Source organism: Serratia sp. P2ACOL2 (genome assembly GCF_003691565.1).
GTDB lineage: Bacteria > Pseudomonadota > Gammaproteobacteria > Enterobacterales > Enterobacteriaceae > Serratia > Serratia liquefaciens.
This window is the reverse complement of record NZ_CP033162.1, coordinates 3371422-3389508: the sequence shown is the minus strand read 5'-3', so window position 1 is coordinate 3389508 and position 18087 is coordinate 3371422. Positions and strand designations below refer to the sequence as shown.

18 protein-coding genes and 1 pseudogene are annotated in these 18087 nt (G+C 59.5%); 8 read left to right on the top strand and 11 right to left on the bottom strand.

The window, feature by feature from the left end; genetic code table 11:
• Nucleotides 1-11 precede the first annotated feature (11 nt).
• Nucleotides 12-422, top strand: a complete 411-nt coding sequence (locus tag EBA31_RS16570; protein ID WP_046375018.1) for a cupin domain-containing protein — start codon at nucleotides 12-14, stop codon at nucleotides 420-422.
• Between the two features lie 12 nt (nucleotides 423-434).
• Here the strand turns inward: EBA31_RS16570 and EBA31_RS16565 are convergent, their stop codons facing one another.
• Nucleotides 435-878, bottom strand: coding sequence for a glyoxalase superfamily protein (locus EBA31_RS16565; RefSeq protein ID WP_255417495.1), 444 nt, complete (start codon nucleotides 876-878; stop codon nucleotides 435-437).
• A 7-nt stretch (nucleotides 879-885) separates the two neighbouring features.
• A pseudogene (gene gabD / locus EBA31_RS16560) lies at nucleotides 886-2360 on the bottom strand (NADP-dependent succinate-semialdehyde dehydrogenase).
• Nucleotides 2361-2588: 228 nt separating this feature from the next.
• Here gabD and EBA31_RS16555 point away from each other — a divergent pair.
• Nucleotides 2589-2804, top strand: a complete 216-nt coding sequence (locus EBA31_RS16555; protein WP_020827617.1) for a glycogen synthase — start codon at nucleotides 2589-2591, stop codon at nucleotides 2802-2804.
• Nucleotides 2805-2834: 30 nt separating this feature from the next.
• On the opposite strand, the gene EBA31_RS16550 is transcribed toward EBA31_RS16555, so the two are convergent.
• On the bottom strand, nucleotides 2835-3755 hold the full coding sequence (locus EBA31_RS16550) for a pyridoxamine 5'-phosphate oxidase family protein (protein WP_115058546.1): 921 nt from the start codon (nucleotides 3753-3755) through the stop codon (nucleotides 2835-2837).
• Between the two features lie 5 nt (nucleotides 3756-3760).
• Nucleotides 3761-4378, bottom strand: a complete 618-nt coding sequence (locus EBA31_RS16545) for a glutathione S-transferase (protein ID WP_122079754.1) — start codon at nucleotides 4376-4378, stop codon at nucleotides 3761-3763.
• A 98-nt stretch (nucleotides 4379-4476) separates the two neighbouring features.
• Here EBA31_RS16545 and EBA31_RS16540 point away from each other — a divergent pair, with 98 nt between their 5' ends.
• The 6 genes from EBA31_RS16540 to EBA31_RS16515 all read left to right on the top strand — a co-directional run bounded on the left by EBA31_RS16540 (nucleotide 4477) and on the right by EBA31_RS16515 (nucleotide 10385).
• Nucleotides 4477-5376: a LysR family transcriptional regulator gene (locus tag EBA31_RS16540; RefSeq protein WP_046373196.1), complete on the top strand. Its 900-nt coding sequence runs from the start codon at nucleotides 4477-4479 to the stop codon at nucleotides 5374-5376.
• A gap of 161 nt (nucleotides 5377-5537) precedes the next feature.
• The gene (locus EBA31_RS16535; protein WP_122079753.1) at nucleotides 5538-6332 is read left to right on the top strand and encodes an alpha/beta hydrolase; all 795 of its coding nucleotides are present in this window, start codon (nucleotides 5538-5540) and stop codon (nucleotides 6330-6332) included.
• A gap of 3 nt (nucleotides 6333-6335) precedes the next feature.
• Entirely contained in the window at nucleotides 6336-6707 is a 372-nt protein-coding gene (locus EBA31_RS16530) for a RidA family protein (RefSeq protein ID WP_020827612.1), read from the top strand.
• Nucleotides 6708-6766: 59 nt separating this feature from the next.
• Complete coding sequence (locus tag EBA31_RS16525; protein WP_122079752.1) at nucleotides 6767-7954, top strand: amino acid aminotransferase; 1188 nt, start codon at nucleotides 6767-6769, stop codon at nucleotides 7952-7954.
• 17 nt (nucleotides 7955-7971) lie between these two features.
• Nucleotides 7972-9372 carry an amino acid permease gene (locus tag EBA31_RS16520; RefSeq protein WP_122079751.1) on the top strand — a complete coding sequence of 467 codons (1401 nt, stop codon included), beginning with the start codon at nucleotides 7972-7974 and terminating at the stop codon, nucleotides 9370-9372.
• Nucleotides 9373-9512: 140 nt separating this feature from the next.
• Nucleotides 9513-10385, top strand: a complete 873-nt coding sequence (locus EBA31_RS16515) for a DMT family transporter (protein WP_238387511.1) — start codon at nucleotides 9513-9515, stop codon at nucleotides 10383-10385.
• 25 nt (nucleotides 10386-10410) lie between these two features.
• Here the strand turns inward: EBA31_RS16515 and EBA31_RS16510 are convergent, their stop codons facing one another.
• The 7 genes from EBA31_RS16510 to EBA31_RS16480 all read right to left on the bottom strand — a co-directional run bounded on the left by EBA31_RS16510 (nucleotide 10411) and on the right by EBA31_RS16480 (nucleotide 18085).
• Complete coding sequence (locus tag EBA31_RS16510; protein ID WP_122079749.1) at nucleotides 10411-11892, bottom strand: PLP-dependent aminotransferase family protein; 1482 nt, start codon at nucleotides 11890-11892, stop codon at nucleotides 10411-10413.
• A gap of 81 nt (nucleotides 11893-11973) precedes the next feature.
• Nucleotides 11974-12570: a phenylacetic acid degradation protein PaaY gene (gene paaY / locus EBA31_RS16505; RefSeq protein WP_020827607.1), complete on the bottom strand. Its 597-nt coding sequence runs from the start codon at nucleotides 12568-12570 to the stop codon at nucleotides 11974-11976.
• A 12-nt stretch (nucleotides 12571-12582) separates the two neighbouring features.
• On the bottom strand, nucleotides 12583-13521 hold the full coding sequence (paaX, locus tag EBA31_RS16500) for a phenylacetic acid degradation operon negative regulatory protein PaaX (protein ID WP_020827606.1): 939 nt from the start codon (nucleotides 13519-13521) through the stop codon (nucleotides 12583-12585).
• A gap of 78 nt (nucleotides 13522-13599) precedes the next feature.
• Nucleotides 13600-14907, bottom strand: coding sequence for a phenylacetate--CoA ligase PaaK (paaK, locus tag EBA31_RS16495; protein WP_122079748.1), 1308 nt, complete (start codon nucleotides 14905-14907; stop codon nucleotides 13600-13602).
• Between the two features lie 15 nt (nucleotides 14908-14922).
• Nucleotides 14923-16128, bottom strand: a complete 1206-nt coding sequence (gene pcaF / locus EBA31_RS16490) for a 3-oxoadipyl-CoA thiolase (protein ID WP_122079747.1) — start codon at nucleotides 16126-16128, stop codon at nucleotides 14923-14925.
• Nucleotides 16125-16565 (bottom strand): hydroxyphenylacetyl-CoA thioesterase PaaI, encoded by a 441-nt coding sequence (gene paaI, locus EBA31_RS16485; RefSeq protein WP_020827603.1) that lies wholly within the window; start codon nucleotides 16563-16565, stop codon nucleotides 16125-16127. Before paaI ends, pcaF begins: the two co-directional genes overlap by 4 nt.
• On the bottom strand, nucleotides 16565-18085 hold the full coding sequence (locus tag EBA31_RS16480) for a 3-hydroxyacyl-CoA dehydrogenase (RefSeq protein ID WP_046373203.1): 1521 nt from the start codon (nucleotides 18083-18085) through the stop codon (nucleotides 16565-16567). The genes paaI and EBA31_RS16480 overlap by 1 nt, the downstream gene beginning before the upstream one ends.
• Between the last annotated feature and the right edge of the window lie 2 nt (nucleotides 18086-18087).

Sequence of the window (18087 nt, the reverse complement as noted above, 5' to 3'; positions counted from 1 at the left end):
TGGAGAAACAAGTGAAAATTCAACGCAGCGGTTCCCAACCTTCTCGTCCGGGGCCAGAAGAGTACTTTACCGGCAAAGTTCGCATCGATGCGCCTTTTGCCGGTAGCGAACCGGCCCGCGTGGGCGGCGCCACCGTGACCTTTGAGCCCGGAGCCCGTACCGCCTGGCACACCCATCCGCTCGGCCAGACGCTGATCGTGACTCAGGGGCGCGGTTGGATCCAGCTGTGGGGTGAAGAGATCCAGGAAATGAACCAGGGCGATATTGTGTGGATCCCGGAAGACGTCAAACACTGGCACGGTGCGACGCCGGACACCGCCATGACCCACATCGCCATCGCCGAATCGTTAAACGGCAGCCCGGTAGACTGGATGGAGAAGGTCAGCGACGCGCAGTACCACAAGCCTGCCCTGAACGGCTAGCCGCCAAAAGGGTCAGGCGTCGCCGATTTGCTGGCAAAAACGCAGCCGGTTGCCAAAGGGGTCGGTGAGGTTAAGCTCTTTCCCCCAGTCGAGGGTTTCAACGCCTGGCCGGGCATAGCGGTACTGCCTGGCTGATAGCTCCTGGTGCAGCGCGTCGATATCCTCGGTGGGAATAAACACTGCGGAACCCGGCGTGCTGTCACCATAGTGCTCACTGAGATGCAATCTCAGACCGGAACGCGTGATCTGCATGTACAGCGGCAGATCTTCACTGAAACGGTGCTCCCAATCCAACGTGAAACCGAGAAAATCCAGATAAAACTCCCGGGCCTTTTCAACCGAAAAGATGCGAAGAATGGGAACGGCAGGGGATAACTCCATTGTTGACCTCGTTTGATCGGCTGCTAAAGGTAATCGGGCTTTACCGGCCCGCGTGAGCGGGCCGCATAAAAGCAGCGGGTGGTTAGATCCCTAATCCGCCCAGGCACAGGTACTTTATCTCGAGATAATCTTCGATACCGTACTTCGATCCTTCACGCCCCAGTCCGGAGTTTTTAACCCCGCCGAAGGGGGCCACTTCGGTGGAAATCAGCCCTTCATTGATGCCTACGATGCCGTATTCCAGCGCTTCGGCAACCCGCATTACCCGGCCAATGTCGCGACTGTAGAAATAAGAAGCCAGACCGAAAGGAGTATCGTTGGCCAACTCAATGGCTTCGGCTTCGCTGTCGAAGCGGATCAGCGGCGCTACCGGGCCAAAGGTTTCTTCATGGAAGATTTTGGCCTGCCGCGGCACGTTGGTCAGAATGGTCGGCGTAAAGAAGTTATTGCCAAGCTCATGGGGCTTGCCGCCCAGCAGTATCGAGGCGCCGTGCTGCACCGCGTCGGCGATATGCTCGCTGACTTTTTCCACGGCGGCCGGATTAATCAACGGGCCGATGGTGACGCCATCATCCATGCCATTACCGACTTTCAGCTTGGCCACTGCCACCTTCAGCTTTTCGGCAAAGGTGTCGTAAATACCGTCCTGTACCAGGAAGCGGTTGGTGCAAACGCAGGTCTGGCCGGCGTTGCGATATTTGGACGCGACGGCACCGGCGACGGCGGCGTCCAGATCGGCATCGTCAAACACGATAAACGGCGCATTGCCGCCCAGTTCCATACTGGTTTTTTGATGGTCGGGGCACACTGCGCCAGCAGTTGCGCACCCACTTCGGTGCTGCCGGTAAAGGAGAGTTTGCGTACGTCCGGGTTGGCGGTCAGTTCGCCACCGATAGCCTGGCTTGGGCCGGTGATCACATTGCACACGCCGGCCGGTAAACCTGCACGTTCGGCCAGCACGGCGAGCGCCAACGCCGAGAAGGGGGTCTGACTGGCGGGACGGATCACCCCGGTACAGCCCGCCGCCCAGCCGGGACCGGCCTTGCGGGTGATCATTGCCGCCGGGAAATTCCACGGCGTAATGGCGGCGAAAACGCCAATCGGCTCTTTCTGCACGATAATGCGGCGACCGGACAGATTCTGCGGGATGGTGTCGCCGTAAACCCGCTTGCCTTCTTCGGCGAACCACTCGATGAAGGAGGCGGCGTAGGCAATTTCACCCCGGCTTTCTGCCAACGGCTTGCCTTGCTCGGCGGTCATGATGATGGCCAGATCCTCCTGGTTTTCCATCATCAGTTCGAACAGTTTGCGCAGCTTGCCGGCACGCTCTTTGGCCGTCAGCGCCCGCCAACCAGGCTGGGCTTTTTTGGCGGCGGCGATCGCCTGCGCGGTTTCTTTGGCACCCAAAGCCGGCACCTGACCGACCAGCTCGCCGGTGGCGGGGTTGTGGATCTTGATAGTTTGGTCGCCTTTGGCCGCCAACCACTGTCCATCGATGTAGTTGGCTTCGCGGAACAGCGTGGGATCTTTCAGGCGGGCGGAGAAGTTAGTGCTCATCGGTTATCTTCCTTTTTCAGAATTCAACACGGGTTGACCTACCCCAAACGGCTACCCTTTACCCTAGCAAATTTTTCCGCCTTCATTTGCCCGATCCTTGGCAACCGATCAATTTATCGCCATTCGCACCTTCTGTACAAAAAATGCCCGCGCTCAGGCCGATACTGAAATCAGCAGGCATATGACCCTTTTTGAAATGACCCTAAGACCCTGAAAGGAGCGTGCAGCATGATGACTTCAGTGAGTCGGCACCTTGCGGCCTACAGCAGCAACATGGATTTTTTGGCTTCCAGCATTGCGCTGATGGAGTGGCAGGGGCGTGAGATCGACGCCGGCAAGGTGGCGGGCAACATGTCCGAAGCGCAAAGCCGCTTGTTCTTTGAACGCCTGAGTTATTTCCGCCAGCTTTATCAGGCCGCCGCGACGGCGGAACACAGCGTATAAATTTAGCTAACCCCGCCTCTGCGGGGTTTTTTATGCCGGCTGTGACCACACGCCGGTGCTCAGCGTGGCCGGCGAATACGTCAGATTGCGCCCGCGCCACGGCAGGGCCTGTGAAAAACGCCACGCGCTGCGGATATCGAAGCGCCAGTAACGTTCCGCCCCCGTGACTCCCTGGCCGATTTGCGCCTGCCAGAGGATCTGCGTTTCTCCCTGCAAGTGCAGAACATCACCGCGCTCAAAATCGATAAACAGCAGCGCAGCCCTGGGTTCCGCCAGCAGGTTCCCCAGCGTGTTCATATAGCGGTTGCCGCGAAAATCCGGTATCCACAGGCTGTGATCCTGAAGATGGATAAATCCCGGTTTGCCACCCCGGTGTGAGATATCCACGCCACCTTGTTCCAGTGAGCTGTGGGCGCAGCTGGCGACGAAGCAGGTATCCGCCTGGCGAATCAATGCCTGTGCCGCCGCGTCCAGCGTCGCGAGATGCTCAATCGGCGCGGGATGGGTGGCTACCGGATACAGCTCGCGTTGCTGGATATACTGCGGACAATTGCCGAAGCTCTGACTGACGGCAATTTCCAGGCGGTTTTTATCGGTGCGCGTAATGTGACCGTTGGCTCGATTGCGTCGGCGGTTGCTGAAGTCCAGCCCTAACGCTCCCACCAGACTCCCGGTTTGCAAGGCTGCCTGCGCCGGGTCGTCCTGGCGACGCGGGGCGCTGATGCGCAGGTGGTTGCTGTCCGGCGTGCGTAAAAATCCAGGGGGACCGTTGAACAGCGTGGCCACCGGCCAGCCCTGCTCGTCCAGGGTGGCGACGAACAGGTAAGGCAGCGCGGCGAAAAATTCGCGGTGCTGCTCGGGCATGCTGGTGTAAATGTTGCCGCCGACGCGGTCAAAACCGGCCAATGCCTGGGCGCGCAGTTCGTCAGGGTGAAACATCGGCTGGGTCATAGGATTTACCTTTGCACAGGGTGCGGCAATGCGGGCATCGCAAAGAAACCGGGCAGTGCGGCGATGCGCGCCACCCAGTGCCGGATGGCCGGATAGGGCGCCAGGGAGACACCGCCCTCCGGTGCCACCGCCACATAGCTGTAGCAGGCCAGATCGGCGATGGTGGGCTGCTCTGTCGCCAGGTAATCACGATCGCTCAGATGCTGCTCCATCTGCGGCAAGAAACGTGCGCTAATCGCCAACGCAACCCTATCGTCCTCCGGTGCGGAAAATTGGGCGATCAGGCGGCAGGACGCCGGACCGTAGCGTACTTCTCCGGCCGCTTTGGACAACCACGCCTGCACCTGCGCTGCCGCCAGTGGCGTCTCCGGCAGCCAGTGGCTGCCCGGCGCGTAGTTTTTCGCCAGATAAACCAGAATGGCATTGCTGTCGGCCAGCGTTAAATCGCCGTCCACCAGTACCGGGATCTGGCCGAGAGGATTAAGGCGGCGAAACGCTTCGCTTTGGCGAACCTCGGCCGGGGATTCAATAAATTCGTAGGGCAGCTCCAGCATGCTTAGCAGTAATGCCACGCGGTGGACGTGGCCGGAAAGCGGGGTGCCGTACAGTTTGAGCTTGTGCATGGTCAGACTCCTGAAGAATTTTTACCAGCATACTCTTGCAGTCAGCGAGCGGAATCCGGCAATGTAGAAATTGATAATTTCACTTTTTGGAACAGTCTATGGATCGCCTGGACGAATTGGCTATTTTTGTGGCGGTAGTCCAGCACGGCAGCCTGGCGGCGGCGGGGCGCAAGCTGCGACGCTCCGCACCTGCCGTCACCCGGGCTATCGCTTCGCTGGAACAGCGCTTTGGTGCCCGCTTGGTCGAACGCACCACCCGAAGGTTAGCGCCGACAGAGGCAGGGTTGCGGTTGGCGGAGCGTGCGCACTTGCTGCTTACTGACTATCAGGCCGCGGTGCTGGACACGGCGGACACTCAGCTCACCGGATTATTGCGTATTACCTCGCCGGTGCAGTTCGGACGCAAGCATGTGGCACCGGTGGTGATGGCGTTTCTTGACCGGTATCCGCAGATGCAGATTGAAATGGTCCTCAACGATCGCAACCTGGACTTGATTGACGAGGGGCTGGACGTTGCGGTGCGCATTGGTCATTTGCAGGATTCTTCGCGGGTGGCGCGCCGGTTGGGGCAGGTGTCCCGGGTGACCGTCGCCAGCCCGGACTATCTGGCGCGGCGCGGCGAACCGCAGGAGCCGGCGCAACTGGCGGAGCATGACACCATCGTGGGTACCCAGCGGGCATCGCTGCGCGAATGGCGCTTTGGTCCGCAGGAGAATGGCGAGCGGGTACGGCTAACGCCACGCTTGTTGCTCAATGACGTCGAAACGCAGTTACTGGCGGTGCGAGCGGGCAAGGGCATCGCCCGGCTATTGTCGTATCAGGTGGCAGACGATTTGGCCGCGGGGACGTTGGTACGCCTGTTACCGGCGTTTGAACCTTTGCCGATGCCGGTGCAGTTGGTGGCGCAAAACATGCAGCGCATGCCGCTCAAGGTACGCACCTTCTGGGATTATGCCTGGCAGGAATTAAGCCAATTAGCGCAAATTCAGGCGCGATAAAAATAGGTATTGACGCCAAATAAGTTTCACTGGTTAAACTTATTTGGCGCGAAAAAAGATTTATATTACCGGGCGCGCATTGCTGTAACGCCTCTCTTGACAATATTTTGACGACTGCTAATAGTTAACGCATATCTTAAATAATAAACGAAGTTTAATATATGAAACTTGTTGCGGGAAGTTACGACAACGGTAGCACGGTGGATAATGAAGATGAGATCCTCAACTCATTTCAAATCCGCAGTCAGGCGGTTTATCAAAAAACTCGCAATGAGTGCAATATTGCCTATGGAAATTCACCGCGAGAAGTTTTTGACTGGTTATATTCCGACAAGCCGGGTAAAGGGACCTTAATATTTATTCATGGTGGCTATTGGCAGTTTTGTCGTAAGGATGATTTTGCTTTTATTGCGCAGGTGCCGTTGTCGTTAGGTTTTGACGTCGTGCTGGTGGAATATACGTTGGCGCCCGAGGCCCGGCTTGACGATATTTGCCGGCAAACCGGTGCGGCGCTGGACGCCATTCAACAACGGCTTTCCGTCTGTCAGCCGGCGCCAGTGTATCTGTGCGGACACTCTGCCGGCGGGCATCTGGCCAGCGTCTGGCAGCATCACCCGGTGGTCGACGCGACCTTACCGATCAGCGGCATTTTCGAACTGGAGCCGCTATTAAACAGCTACGTTAACCGACGACTGCAGTTGACCAAGCAACAAATTAGCCAACTGAGTCCGGTGCGACATATTCCGCAGCGTATCAAGCCGATGACGCTGTTTTACGGTGCCAATGAGCTGCCGGAATTGATTGGTCAGTCAAGGCACTATTACGCTGCGCTGAAGGAAAAAGGCCAGCCTGTCACCCTGGTCGCCGTCGCCGGCGCCAACCATTATAACGTGCTGGATGCCTTGTTCGCCTGGGATGGTGCCCTGACTCACCTGCTAACCACTACGGGGAAATAAACCATGCGCACCATCATTGACACCGGCCTGCCGGAAATCGGTCAACCTTTCTCCTGGGCCACCCAGGGCGGCGGCATGTTGTTCACCGCCCATGGCCCGGTCAGAGCCGACGGCAGTATTGAAACCGGCGCGCCGGAAAAGCAGATCGCCCTGACATTCGATAATTTGGCTCAAACCCTGAAAGCGGCAAATAGCCACAGCGATAAAGTATTACAGGTCATTATTTATCTGACCGATGTCAATGACGTTAAATTACTCGATGAAATTTACAAAAAATACTTTAACTTCCCTTACCCCAATCGTTCAACGGTGATAGTCGATAAACTGGTGGTGCCAGGAATGAAAATAGAAATAACCGTTAGCGCCACCGTCTGATTTATCTATTACTTAATTCCCACCTGCTCATTCATTCAATAATGAATAAAGGAATCGCTATGTTTAATCACATTGGCAGTTCGCCGGCCGATCCTATTATGTCGTTGATGGACGCTTATTTACAGGATGGAAATAGCCAGAAAGTGAATCTGGGCATTGGCCTTTATTACGATCGGCAGGGCAGGATCCCGCTGATGCAGGCGGTGGAGGCGGCGGAGCGGCGCCTGCTTGAGCGGCGCAGCCCGCACGGCTATCCGCCAATCGAAGGTTCAGCGCTGTTTGCCCAACAGGTGCAGGCATTGTTGTTTGGCGAGGCGCCAACAGCGTCGATAGCTACGGTACAAACCGTCGGCGGCTCCGGTGCGCTGAAGCTGGCGGCGGATTTTATTCATCACTTTCTGTCGCGCCGTGACATCTGGGTCTCTGATCCCACCTGGGCCAATCACTGGGCCATCTTTGAGGGGGCCGGGCTGACGGTGCACACCTATCCGTACTTCGATGAGGCCAACGGCGGGCTGCGCTTTGACGCGATGCTGGATACGTTAGGCAGTCTGCCGGAAGGCAGCGTGGTGCTGCTGCACCCCTGCTGCCATAACCCGACCGGCACCGATCTCAGCCAGGCACAGTGGCGTGCTACCCTCGAAGTGCTGCAGCGCCGCCGCCTGTTGCCGTTGTTCGATATCGCCTACCAAGGGTTTGGCGAGGGGCTGGATGAAGACTGCTTTGCCCTGCGTGAGGCGCTGAAAACGGATCTGGAATTTATGGTCGCCAACTCATTTTCGAAAAATGTCGCCCTCTATGGTCAACGGCTGGGTGGGCTTTCGGTTCGTTGCGCCGGCCCAGAGAGTGCGGAGAACGTCAAAGGCGCATTAAAAACGCTGATCCGCCGCAGTTACTCCTGCCCGCCGACCCATGGCAGCCAGATTGTGGAAACCCTGCTGACGGACCCCGATTTGCGTCAACAGTGGGAGAGCGAACTGGCAGGCATGCGTCAACGCATTCAACAGATGCGCCAAATTCTTTCCGCCGGCTTGGAGCAGGGGGGATCGCAACTGGACTACCGTCGCATCCGTGACCAAAAAGGGATGTTCAGCTACACCGGCCTGAACCCCCAGCAGCTTGAACGACTGCGGCAACATTACGCCATCTATCTTGTGGCGCCTGGCCGCATGTGCCTGCCGGGCCTGAACCAAAACAATGTCGACTACGTTACTGCCGCCATTCTGGACGTCACCCGCACTGCATGAAAAGGTAGGAGACTGCTATGAGACAGATAAAAGGTTTTGACGAAATCGCCCGGCGGCAAGGCGGGTTGCAGAAACAGCTCACCGCCGGGCAGATGTCGATGCTGGCGATCGGCGGCGCTATCGGTACCGGGCTGTTTCTCGGCAGCGCCTATGCCATTCAGATGGCCGGGCCCAGCGTATTGCTGAGCTATTTTATCGGCGGCATCGTGGCGTTATTACTGATGGGATGCCTGGCGGAAATGACCTCAGAACACCCGACGCCGGGCTCGTTTGGCGACTATGCCGAATTTTACATCAGCCCGCTGTTTGGTTTTCTGGTGCGTTATTCTTACTGGTCCTGCGTGGTATTGGCGGTGGGGACCGAGGTGACAGCCATCGGCATGTATATGCAGTTCTGGTTCCCGACCACGCCAATCTGGCCCTGGGTGCTGTTGTTCTCTGCGGCGGTGATCCTGATTAACGTGATTGGCGTTAAATCGTTCGGTCAGGTGGAATATGCGCTGTCGACCATCAAGGTGGTGGCCATTGCCGCCTTTATCGCCATCGGCATCGGTATTCTGATGTTTTCTGCCAACCCGGCCTTTGGTCTGCAAAACTTTACTGCCAACGGTGGCTTCTTCCCGTTTGGCGTGAAAGGCATGTGGTTTGCGGTGATCGTGTCGATTTTCAGCTACCTGAGCATTGAGATGATCGCCGTCGCCGCCGGTGAGGCCAGGAACCCGGTGATTGCGGTAAAAACCGCGTTCAAGGGCACCATTTTACGACTGTTCATTTTCTACATGCTGTCGATTGCGCTGATGCTGGCGATCGTTCCCTGGCGGCAGTCCGGTACCGGCGAAAGCCCGTTCCTGGTGGCGATGAACGTCATCCACCTGCCTGCCGCCGCCGGTATCTTCAACTTTATCGTTCTGGTGGCCGCGCTGTCGGCGATGAACAGCCAACTGTATATCACCACCCGCATGATGTTCTCGCTGTCACGCGCAGGGCAAGCTCCGGCTGCGCTGGGCCGGGTCAGTAAACGTGGCATCCCGGTAAGCGCGCTGGCGATGTCCTGCATCGGCATCGTGGTGTCGATCGTGTTGAGTCTGGTCTACCCGCAAAAATCCTTTGCCGCCATGATGTCTATTTCGGTGTACGGTGCCTGCTTTACCTGGCTGATGATTTTTGTCACGCACCTGTTTTTCCGCCGTCAGCACCGGCAAACCCACCTTAAATTTCGCATGTGGGGCTTTCCTTACACCACGCTGGCCGGTGCCGGTTTGATGGCCGCGTTGCTGATCTCGACGGCGTTCACCGAATTTTTCAGGATGACGCTGTGGTTTGGCATTCCGTTTACCCTGCTGTTGGTGGCTATCTACTTCTTCTACAGCCGTCATCAGCCCGTACCCGCGGTAATGGAAACACCGAGCGTGGAGTAAACCGGTTCACTGAAAATGTGAATATGTGGCTCTGGTGATAAACCACTTTATCCGGAGAATAAGCCTTTTCTGGGGTTATGGAGTGGTTTGCAATGAGCAGTGGGACAGAAAAACGGCGCCTTATTGGCTGTAGCAACAGTATGCCGGTGGCCAGGCATTCGGCGCAGGGATGGATCAACGGCTTTCTGGGCATGTTGATTTTCAGCGGTTCTTTGCCTGCCACTCGCGTGGCGGTGCAAGAGTTTGATCCCATGTTTCTCACCGCGATGCGCGCGGTGCTAGCGGCCTTGCTGGCTCTGAGTGCATTGACGCTGATGCGCCAGCGTTGGCCGCAGCGCCGCGACCTGGCGCCGTTGGCACTCACCGCGCTCGGGGTGGTGATCGGTTTTCCTTTGCTCACGGCGCTAGCCTTGCAGCACACCACCTCGGCGCATGCGCTGGTGTATATCGGGCTGTTGCCGCTGGCTACCGCCTGCTTCGGTGTACTGCGGGGCGGTGAGCGGCCCAAAGCCGCTTTCTGGCTGTTTTCGGTGTTGGGGAGCCTGCTGGTTGGCGCTTTTGCGTTAAGCCAGGGGGCGACTGGCTCCTGGCTTGGCGATCTGCTGATGGTGGCCGCGGTGCTGCTTTGTGGCCTGGGCTATGCGGAAGGCGCCGTGCTGACGCGCAAGCTTGGCGGCTGGCAGGTGATCTCCTGGGCGCTGGTGGTGGCTTTGCCGTTGACGGCAGCGGCGGCCGTGGTGACGGCCCCGCCAGCCTGGCCACAGGTCAGCGTCGGCGCCTGGTGTTCTCTGGGCTACATTTCGCTGTTCAGCATGTGGATTGGCTTTATCTTTTGGTATCGCGGTTTGGCGCAGGGGGACATCGCCGCCGTGGGACAGCTGCAATTGCTGCAGCCGTTTTTTGGTCTGGCGCTGGCCGGGCTGGTGCTGCATGAAAGCATTCAACCTTCAATGATTGCGGTAATGGTCGGCGTATTGGTGTGCGTATACGGCGCCAAGCGTTTTTCGCGGTAAGTAATAAGACGGGGTAAGGCCTGCCTTACCCCGTCGCCAAGGTCGCCAGCACCCGGTTCAGCTTTTGGGCCGCCTGGTGGATCTGCTGTTCCGTGTAGCCTCCCAGCCCGAGTATCAATCCGTTTTTCCCGCTGCCGGGGCTATACATCGGCGAAAGTGCACCGACGGCTATCCCGGCCTCGGCGGCTTTACGGGCAACCTGCCGATCGTCCAAATCCGCTTTTAACCACAGCAGCATATGCATGCCCTGATCGCTGGGGTGCAGAGTGGCCAGCTCGGCAGAAACCTGCGCGTTGATGGCGTCGGTCAGCACTCGCCTTTTTTCCGCATACACGCCGCGCATTTTACGAATGTGGCGATCCAGATGCCCCTGCGCCATAAAACTGGCCAGAACGTATTGATCGGCACTGGGGGGGTGGCGATCCATCAGCACTCGCGCACCGCAGAAGGCATTCACCAGGGGCTGAGGAACGATGGCGTAGCCCAGACGCAGCGAAGGGAACAGCACCTTGCTGAAGGTTCCCAGGTAGATAACCCTGGCCGGATCCAACCCCTGCAACGAAGGAAACGGGTGGCCGGAATAACGCATTTCACTGTCGTAATCGTCTTCGACGATCCAGGCCTGCTGCGCTTTGGCCCATGCCAGCAGCTCAAGCCGGCGCGACATGCTCATGGGCATACACAAGGGGTACTGATGCGAGGGAGTGACAAAGGCGGCTCTGGCCTGTGGCGCGATTTTCCTGCCTGCGGCGACCGCTATGCCTTCGCTGTCCACCGGCACTCTGGCCATTTTCCGGTCTCTGAAGACGGTGTTAAAAATGGCGGTAATGCCGTGATAAGCGGGATCTTCAACCCAGGCGGTCTCACCGGCATCCAGCAGAATCTGCGTGGCGAGATAGAGCCCCTGCTGTGTGCCGGAGGTGATGATCACCTGTTCCGGCGTGCAGTGCACCGAACGGGACTTGCGAACGTATTCGCATATCGCCTCACGCAGCGGCAATGCGCCCTGCGGTTCGCCATAACCGGCGGGGGCGCCGGGGCCTCTGGCGCGGATACGGTTGCCGAGCCTGCGCCAAACGTCGTCGGGCGCGGTATCGTTGATCGGTACCGAGACGGTGAAGGGGACCGGTGGCAGAGGGCGCAACTGGGCGGCAAAGTGTTCCAGGGCCAGCGCCTGATCGGAAAGCGGCATATCGCCGGCGTCCAGGTGTTTGACCGGCGCGGGGGCCGGGCGGGTGAGCGACAACGCCACCCGAGTGCCCGAACCGGGCTGCGCTTCGAGAAATCCTTCCGCCGTCAGTTGCTCGAAGGCGGCCAGCACCGTTCCTCTGGCAAGCTGTAATGCGCCCGCCAGTACGCGGGTTGAGGGCAGCAGATCGCCCGGTTTAAGTTCGCCTTTGCCTATGGCAGCGCGCAGCGCCTGGGCAAGTTGCAGGCTAAGCTGCCCCGCATGGCGATCAAGCTCGCCGATAGCGGGGACTTCAACCGTTTTGGCCGTTCTGGGCATCTATTCCGGTCCAGATAAAAGTGGGGTAACAGGGTGTTTACTGTAAACCACTTTTGGCCTGAATAGCGATTTTCGACAGGATTAAAGCTGGCTTTTCGGGATCAGGTGGTCGCCAAAGCTCAGGCGTTGACGGCCCGGTTCAATGGCGGTCAGTGGCGCAACCTCCTGCAGCGAGGATTTACAGCGTTCAACCAGATCGTGGTATTCGCGCGTACCGGCGACTTTCCACGCCAACTCCTGTTCGGTCAGGTCACGCAATACCCGCGCCGGGCTGCCGACCACCAGCTTATTGGCCTCGATCACCGCGGCGGCCTTGACGAATGCCATGGCACCGACGATGGTGTTTTCGCCGATCTCTGCACCGTCCATGATCACCGCGTTCATGCCGACCATGGCGTTACGCCGGATGCGGCAACCGTGCAAGATGGCGCCGTGGCCGATGTGCCCGTCCTGCTCCACCACGGTGTCCTGCTGCGGAAAACCGTGCATCACGCAGTTGTCCTGAATATTGGCGCCATCGCTAATCACCAGCCGGCCAAAGTCGCCGCGCAGGCTGGCGTTGGGGCCGATATAAACCCGTTTGCCGACGATCACATCGCCAATCAGTACGGCGGTAGGGTGTACGTAACTGCTGGGATCGATCACTGGCGTCAGGCCGTCAATCTGATACACGGGCATAGCAAAGTTTCCTTATACTGTAGGGTCGCGCGGCAGGCCGCCGAAACGTCGATAATAGCCGGCTGCCGGGGCAGGCAGAGCACCGATAGTGGTCTCGGCCATGGCGCTGACATACTCGGTCGCTGCGCGGTCTACCCGCTGATAAATATTGATGCACAGGTTACGGGCAATCTGTCCTTCCCACTGTGCCGGCAGCAGGGCGTCCGGCAGCAGAGGATCTTTGAGCACCACGCGCCGGAAGAAGTGGATCAATAATAGCTTAATCTGGAAACAGCGCTGGGGCGTCAGCAGCGCTTCATCGGCTTCGCGCAGCAGCGCCATCAGCGGGCGGAAAGAGACGATAAATTCGTGATAATCGGCAGCGACGTCAGCCAGCGCCCAGCAGTTGGCCACCAGCTGTTGCAGGGTTTTCTCCGAGCGGTTATAGGGATAGTCGGCGCGGAAGTAGATCACCTGTTCGCTGGCGTTAAGTTCGCCGAGCAGGGCGGTGACGTCGGTTTGCGCGTGGGTGGGGGCCGCCATCAGATTGCTGGCTATTTGGCCGAAGCCCAGCCAACCCAGCTCTTTTTTCAACCGTGCCCGCTCCTCCTTTTCCGCGCTTTCCAGCAACAGCAAATCCCATTTCCCGTCCCAGGCGGGCGGTTCGCTGAGATAGATTTTCGACTCGGCATGGCGGAACTGACGCATACCCTGATCGGTCACCCGATAGAAGCTGCGACGGCCGATTTTTTCAACCTCCAGCCAGCCCTCTTTCTGCAGGCGAAATACCGAGGTACGCACGAAGCGGTCACCAAAACCCAGGGCCTCCAGCAGCGCGCTCAGGCTGCCAAGCCAGACTTCGCCGCCCCGGTGGCTCAGCGCATCGCCGTAGAGGGAGATAATCAGCGAGGTGCCGCTGATCGGCTGAGCCTCTATAGCATGGCGGATAAACTCATCCAGTTTATGTTCCATATTTTTCCATGGGTTAGCCGACGGTGAAGCACAACATTACCACAAATCATTCGGGCGTCATCCGTGACGCCGGGGCAATCAGCGAGGCCGCAGATCGACCACGCGCTGGGCCTTGCCTTCTGAACGCGGGATATCGCCGCAGTTGGCGATGCTGACATCGGTGCTGACGCCGATAATCGACTTGATATGGTGGCGTAACTGGTGGCAAATCTCACAGCGTTGCTGGTGGCTGAGGCTGAGCGCCGCTTCCTTCAATTCAACGCGCACCGCCAGGGTATCCAGGTGCCCGCTGCGGCTGACCTGTAGCTGATAGTGTGGCGACAGCTGTTCGAACTGCATGATTTGCTCTTCCACCTGCGACGGGAACACGTTGACGCCGCGGATGATCAGCATGTCGTCGGAACGGCCGGTAATTTTCCCCATGCGACGCATCTGGCGTGCGTCGCCCGGCAGCAGGCGGGTGAGGTCGCGGGTACGGTAGCGGATCACCGGCAGCGCTTCTTTGGTCAGCGTGGTAAACACCAGCTCGCCGTGTTGGCCGTCCTGCAGCGTCACGCCGGTTTCCGGACAGATGATTTCCGGCAGGAAATGGTCTTCCCAGATGGTCGGGCCGCCGCCGCTTTCGGCGCATTCCATCGCTACGCCCGGCCCCATCACTTCGGACAGGCCGTAAATATCCAGCGCCTTGATGCCCATGCGGCTTTCAATTTCATGCCGCAGCGCTTCGGTCCAGGGTTCGGCACCAAAGACGCCGAGGCGCAGCGAGCAGCCACGGGCGTCGCCGCCCATTTTGCGCTCCAGCTCGTCGATCAGCGTCAGGCAGTAGGACGGTGTCACCATGATCACATCGGGTTTGAAATCCAGGATCAGCTGCGCCTGCCTTTCGGTTTGTCCTCCGGACATCGGGATCACCGTCGCCCCGAGTCGCTCCGCGCCGTAGTGAGCCCCCAGCCCGCCGGTGAACAGGCCATAGCCGTATGCCACGTGCACCTTGTCTTTGGCGGTAGCGCCGGCGGCACGCAGGCTGCGCGCGACGATATCGGCCCAATTATCGATATCCCGCAGGGTGTAGCCGACCACCGTCGGTCGGCCGGTGGTCCCTGACGAGGCATGAATACGCACCACCTGTTCCATCGGCACGGCGAAGGTGTCGAACGGGTAGTTGTCGCGCAGATCCTGCTTGGTGGTATAGGGGAAGCGAGCCAGATCGCTCAGCTGTTTGAGATCGTCGGGATGGACGCCCGCCTGTTCGAACTTGCGTCGGTACATCGGCACATTGTTGTAGGCGTGCTGCAGCGTCCATTTAAGGCGCTCCAGTTGCAGCGCCTCAATCTCATCGCGCGAGGCGAACTCAATGGCGTCGAGTGGCTGTGGATTCATTGTCATAGTTAGCCTCGGGGGTCAGACTCGCTCAATAATCATGGCGATGCCCTGGCCGACGCCGATGCACATGGTGCAAAGCGCGTAGCGGCCGGAACGCCGTTCCAGTTCGAACAGGGCAGCTAACGCCAGACGCGCGCCGCTCATGCCCAGCGGATGGCCAAGGGCGATCGCGCCGCCGTTGGGGTTCACCTGCGGGGCGTCGTCAGGCAATCCAAGCTGGCGCAATACTGCCAGCGCCTGGGCGGCAAAAGCCTCGTTCAGTTCAATGACATCCATTTGCGCCAGGCTCAGCCCGGCCAGTTCCAGCACTTTACGGGTGGCCGGTAGCGGACCTATGCCCATTAAACCGGGTTCGACGCCGCAGGTTGCCGTCGCGACGATGCGCGCACGCGGTGTTAACCCCTGACTCACTGCCATTGCCTCCGAGGCGACGATCAGCGCCGCTGCGCCGTCGTTCAGGCCAGAGGCGTTGCCGGCGGTCACCGTACCGGGTTGGCGGAACGGGGTTTTCAGCGCCTGCAGCTGTTCCAGCCGCGTATCTGCACGCGGGTGTTCGTCCTGGTCAAACAGGGTGACCGCGCCTTTCTTGCCGCTGAGGCTGACCGGCACGATCTCCTGCGCGAATATCCCCAACGTTTGCGCTCGCGCGGCCCGTTGCTGGCTGCGCAGAGCGAAGGCGTCCTGATCGGCGCGGCTGACGTTAAATTTTTCCGCTACGTTTTCGGCGGTTTCGGGCATGGATTCGGTGCCGTATTGCGCCTGCATCAGCGGGTTGATAAACCGCCAGCCGAGCGTGGTGTCATACAGCTGCGTCTGACGGCTGAAGGCGCTGTCGGCCTTACCCATCACCAACGGGGCCCGGGTCATCGATTCTGCGCCGCCGGCCAATACCAAACCGGCTTCACCGGCCTTGATGCTGCGGGCCGCCGTCGCCAGCGCGTCCAATCCCGAGCCGCACAGGCGGTTGAGGGTGGTGCCGGAAACGTTAACCGGCAGGCCCGCCAGCAATGCTGCCATACGGGCCAAATTGCGGTTGTCTTCCCCGGCCTGATTGGCGCAGCCGAGGATCACGTCGTCAACCCTCGACCAGTCCACCTGCGAGTGGCGGGCCAACAGGGCACGCAGCGGCAGTGCGGCCAAGTCATCGGCGCGGACGTTGGCCAGGGAGCCGCCGTAACGGCCAATCGGCGTGCGGACGCCGTCGCAGATAAAAGCCTGGTTCATGCTTGCTCCCCTAAAATGGCGTGACCGAGCCGATGTGCGCGGCCGCGGAACCAGGCGACGGTCTTGCCCAGTTGATTGACAATCTCCACGTCATACAGACCGGTGGTTTTGCCCTGATGGCGCACCTCAGCGCTGGCCGTCAGGCGATCGCCTGCCAGCGCCGGGCGGATAAAGTCTATGCTGCAGCCGGACGCTACCGCCGCCAGCCCCTGGCTGTTGCAGGCGTAGGCGAAAGCGGTGTCCGCCAGGCTGAACAGTTGCCCGCCGTGGCAGGTCTGGTGGCCGTTGAGCATCTGCGGCCCGACGGTCATGCTGACTTTTGCGAACCCGGCGTCGACGGCATCCACCCGCATGCCCATCGCCTGGGCGCAGGTGTCCTGCTGAAACATCTGTTCGGCGCAGCGTTGCGCCAGCGCGTGGGGCGTATTGGCATTCATCATTGGGCTCCTGAAGAAAGGGATGCGTAGTGGCGCAGCAACGGCATCGGGCGATAGCGGGGTTCGCCGTAGAAGCGTTGCAGATTTTCCAGCGTGGTCAGGATGTGTCGCCAGCCTAATGACGCACCCCATTCCAGCGGGCCGCGCGGGTAGTTAACCCCGCAGCGCATGGCGTGGTCGGTATCGGCGGCGCTGGCGACGCCCTTGTTCACCACGTCGAGCGCTTCATTCGCCAACATGGCGAGGGTGCGCATCACCAGCAGGCCCGGGTAGTCCGGCAACAGGATCACTTTTTTGCCAAGGGATTGCAGCAGACGTACCACAGTGGCGTTGTGTCGGGCATCGTTTTGCGCCGCGCAGCTGATGGCGACGGTGGAGGCCTGGGCATACTGGGCAGACAGATCAAACAGCACCACGGGGGTTCCGGTTTCATCGGCGACCTGGCTGGCTGTTTTACCATTTGTTAACATAAATGTAACTTCATCGATCTGGGCAAAAGCACTGGTCTGGCCGGGTTGTATGATCGCCTCCGCATTTCCTGCCAGTAACTCGGCCAGCAGAGTGACGCCTGCCGCATCGCCGTGCAGCTTAATGCTGTGCGGCAATTCCGCTGAGGATGGAGGTAACCCGGCGACAATTTGAGGCGGCGCTTGTTTGTCGTAGCGATAAAAGCCGCACCCGCTTTTGCGGCCCAGACGCCCGGCGGCCACCCGTTCCTGCTGCACCAAAGACGGCGTGAAGCGCGGATCCTGGAAGAAGGCCTGAAACACTGATTCAGTGACGGCGTAATTGATGTCCTGACCAATCATATCGGTCAGTTGCAGTGGCCCCATCGCGAAGCCGCCTGCGTCGCGCATTACCGCATCCAGCGTGGCGGCGTCGGCAACTTGTTCTTCGAGTGCGCGCAGGGTTTCGGCGTAAAAAGGTCGCGCCACGCGGTTAACGATAAAGCCGGGCGTGGAACGGCACAGCACGCTTTGTTTGCCCCATTGCCGGGTCAGCGCCTGCAGTTCGGCAACGGTTTCGGCGCTGGTGTCCAACCCGCTGACGATCTCGACCAGCTTCATTACCGGGGCCGGGTTGAAGAAGTGCAAACCGGCCAGGCGCTGCGGATGGTGCAGTGCACCGCCGATGGCAGTAATCGACAGCGATGAAGTGTTGCTGGCGAACAGTGCGGCGGGGGAACACAGCGCTTCCAGCTCACGAAACAGGCTCTGTTTGATCGCCAGTTTTTCCGCCACTGCTTCTATCACCAGTGCGCTGTCGGCCAACTGGTCAAGCGACTCGACCGGCTGAATACGGCCCAGCAGGGCCTCGGTGGCATCGGCGTCGGCCTTGCCGGACTGGACCCTTTGGCGCAGGCGTTGGCCTAACGCATCGAGTGCCTGCCGGGCGGCGGCGGCATCGATATCAAACAGCCACACCGGATGCCCGGCCCCGGCCGCCACCTGGGCGATACCGATGCCCATGGTGCCGGCACCAATCACGGCGACCCTTGCGTTGACGTTCGGCAGGTTCATGA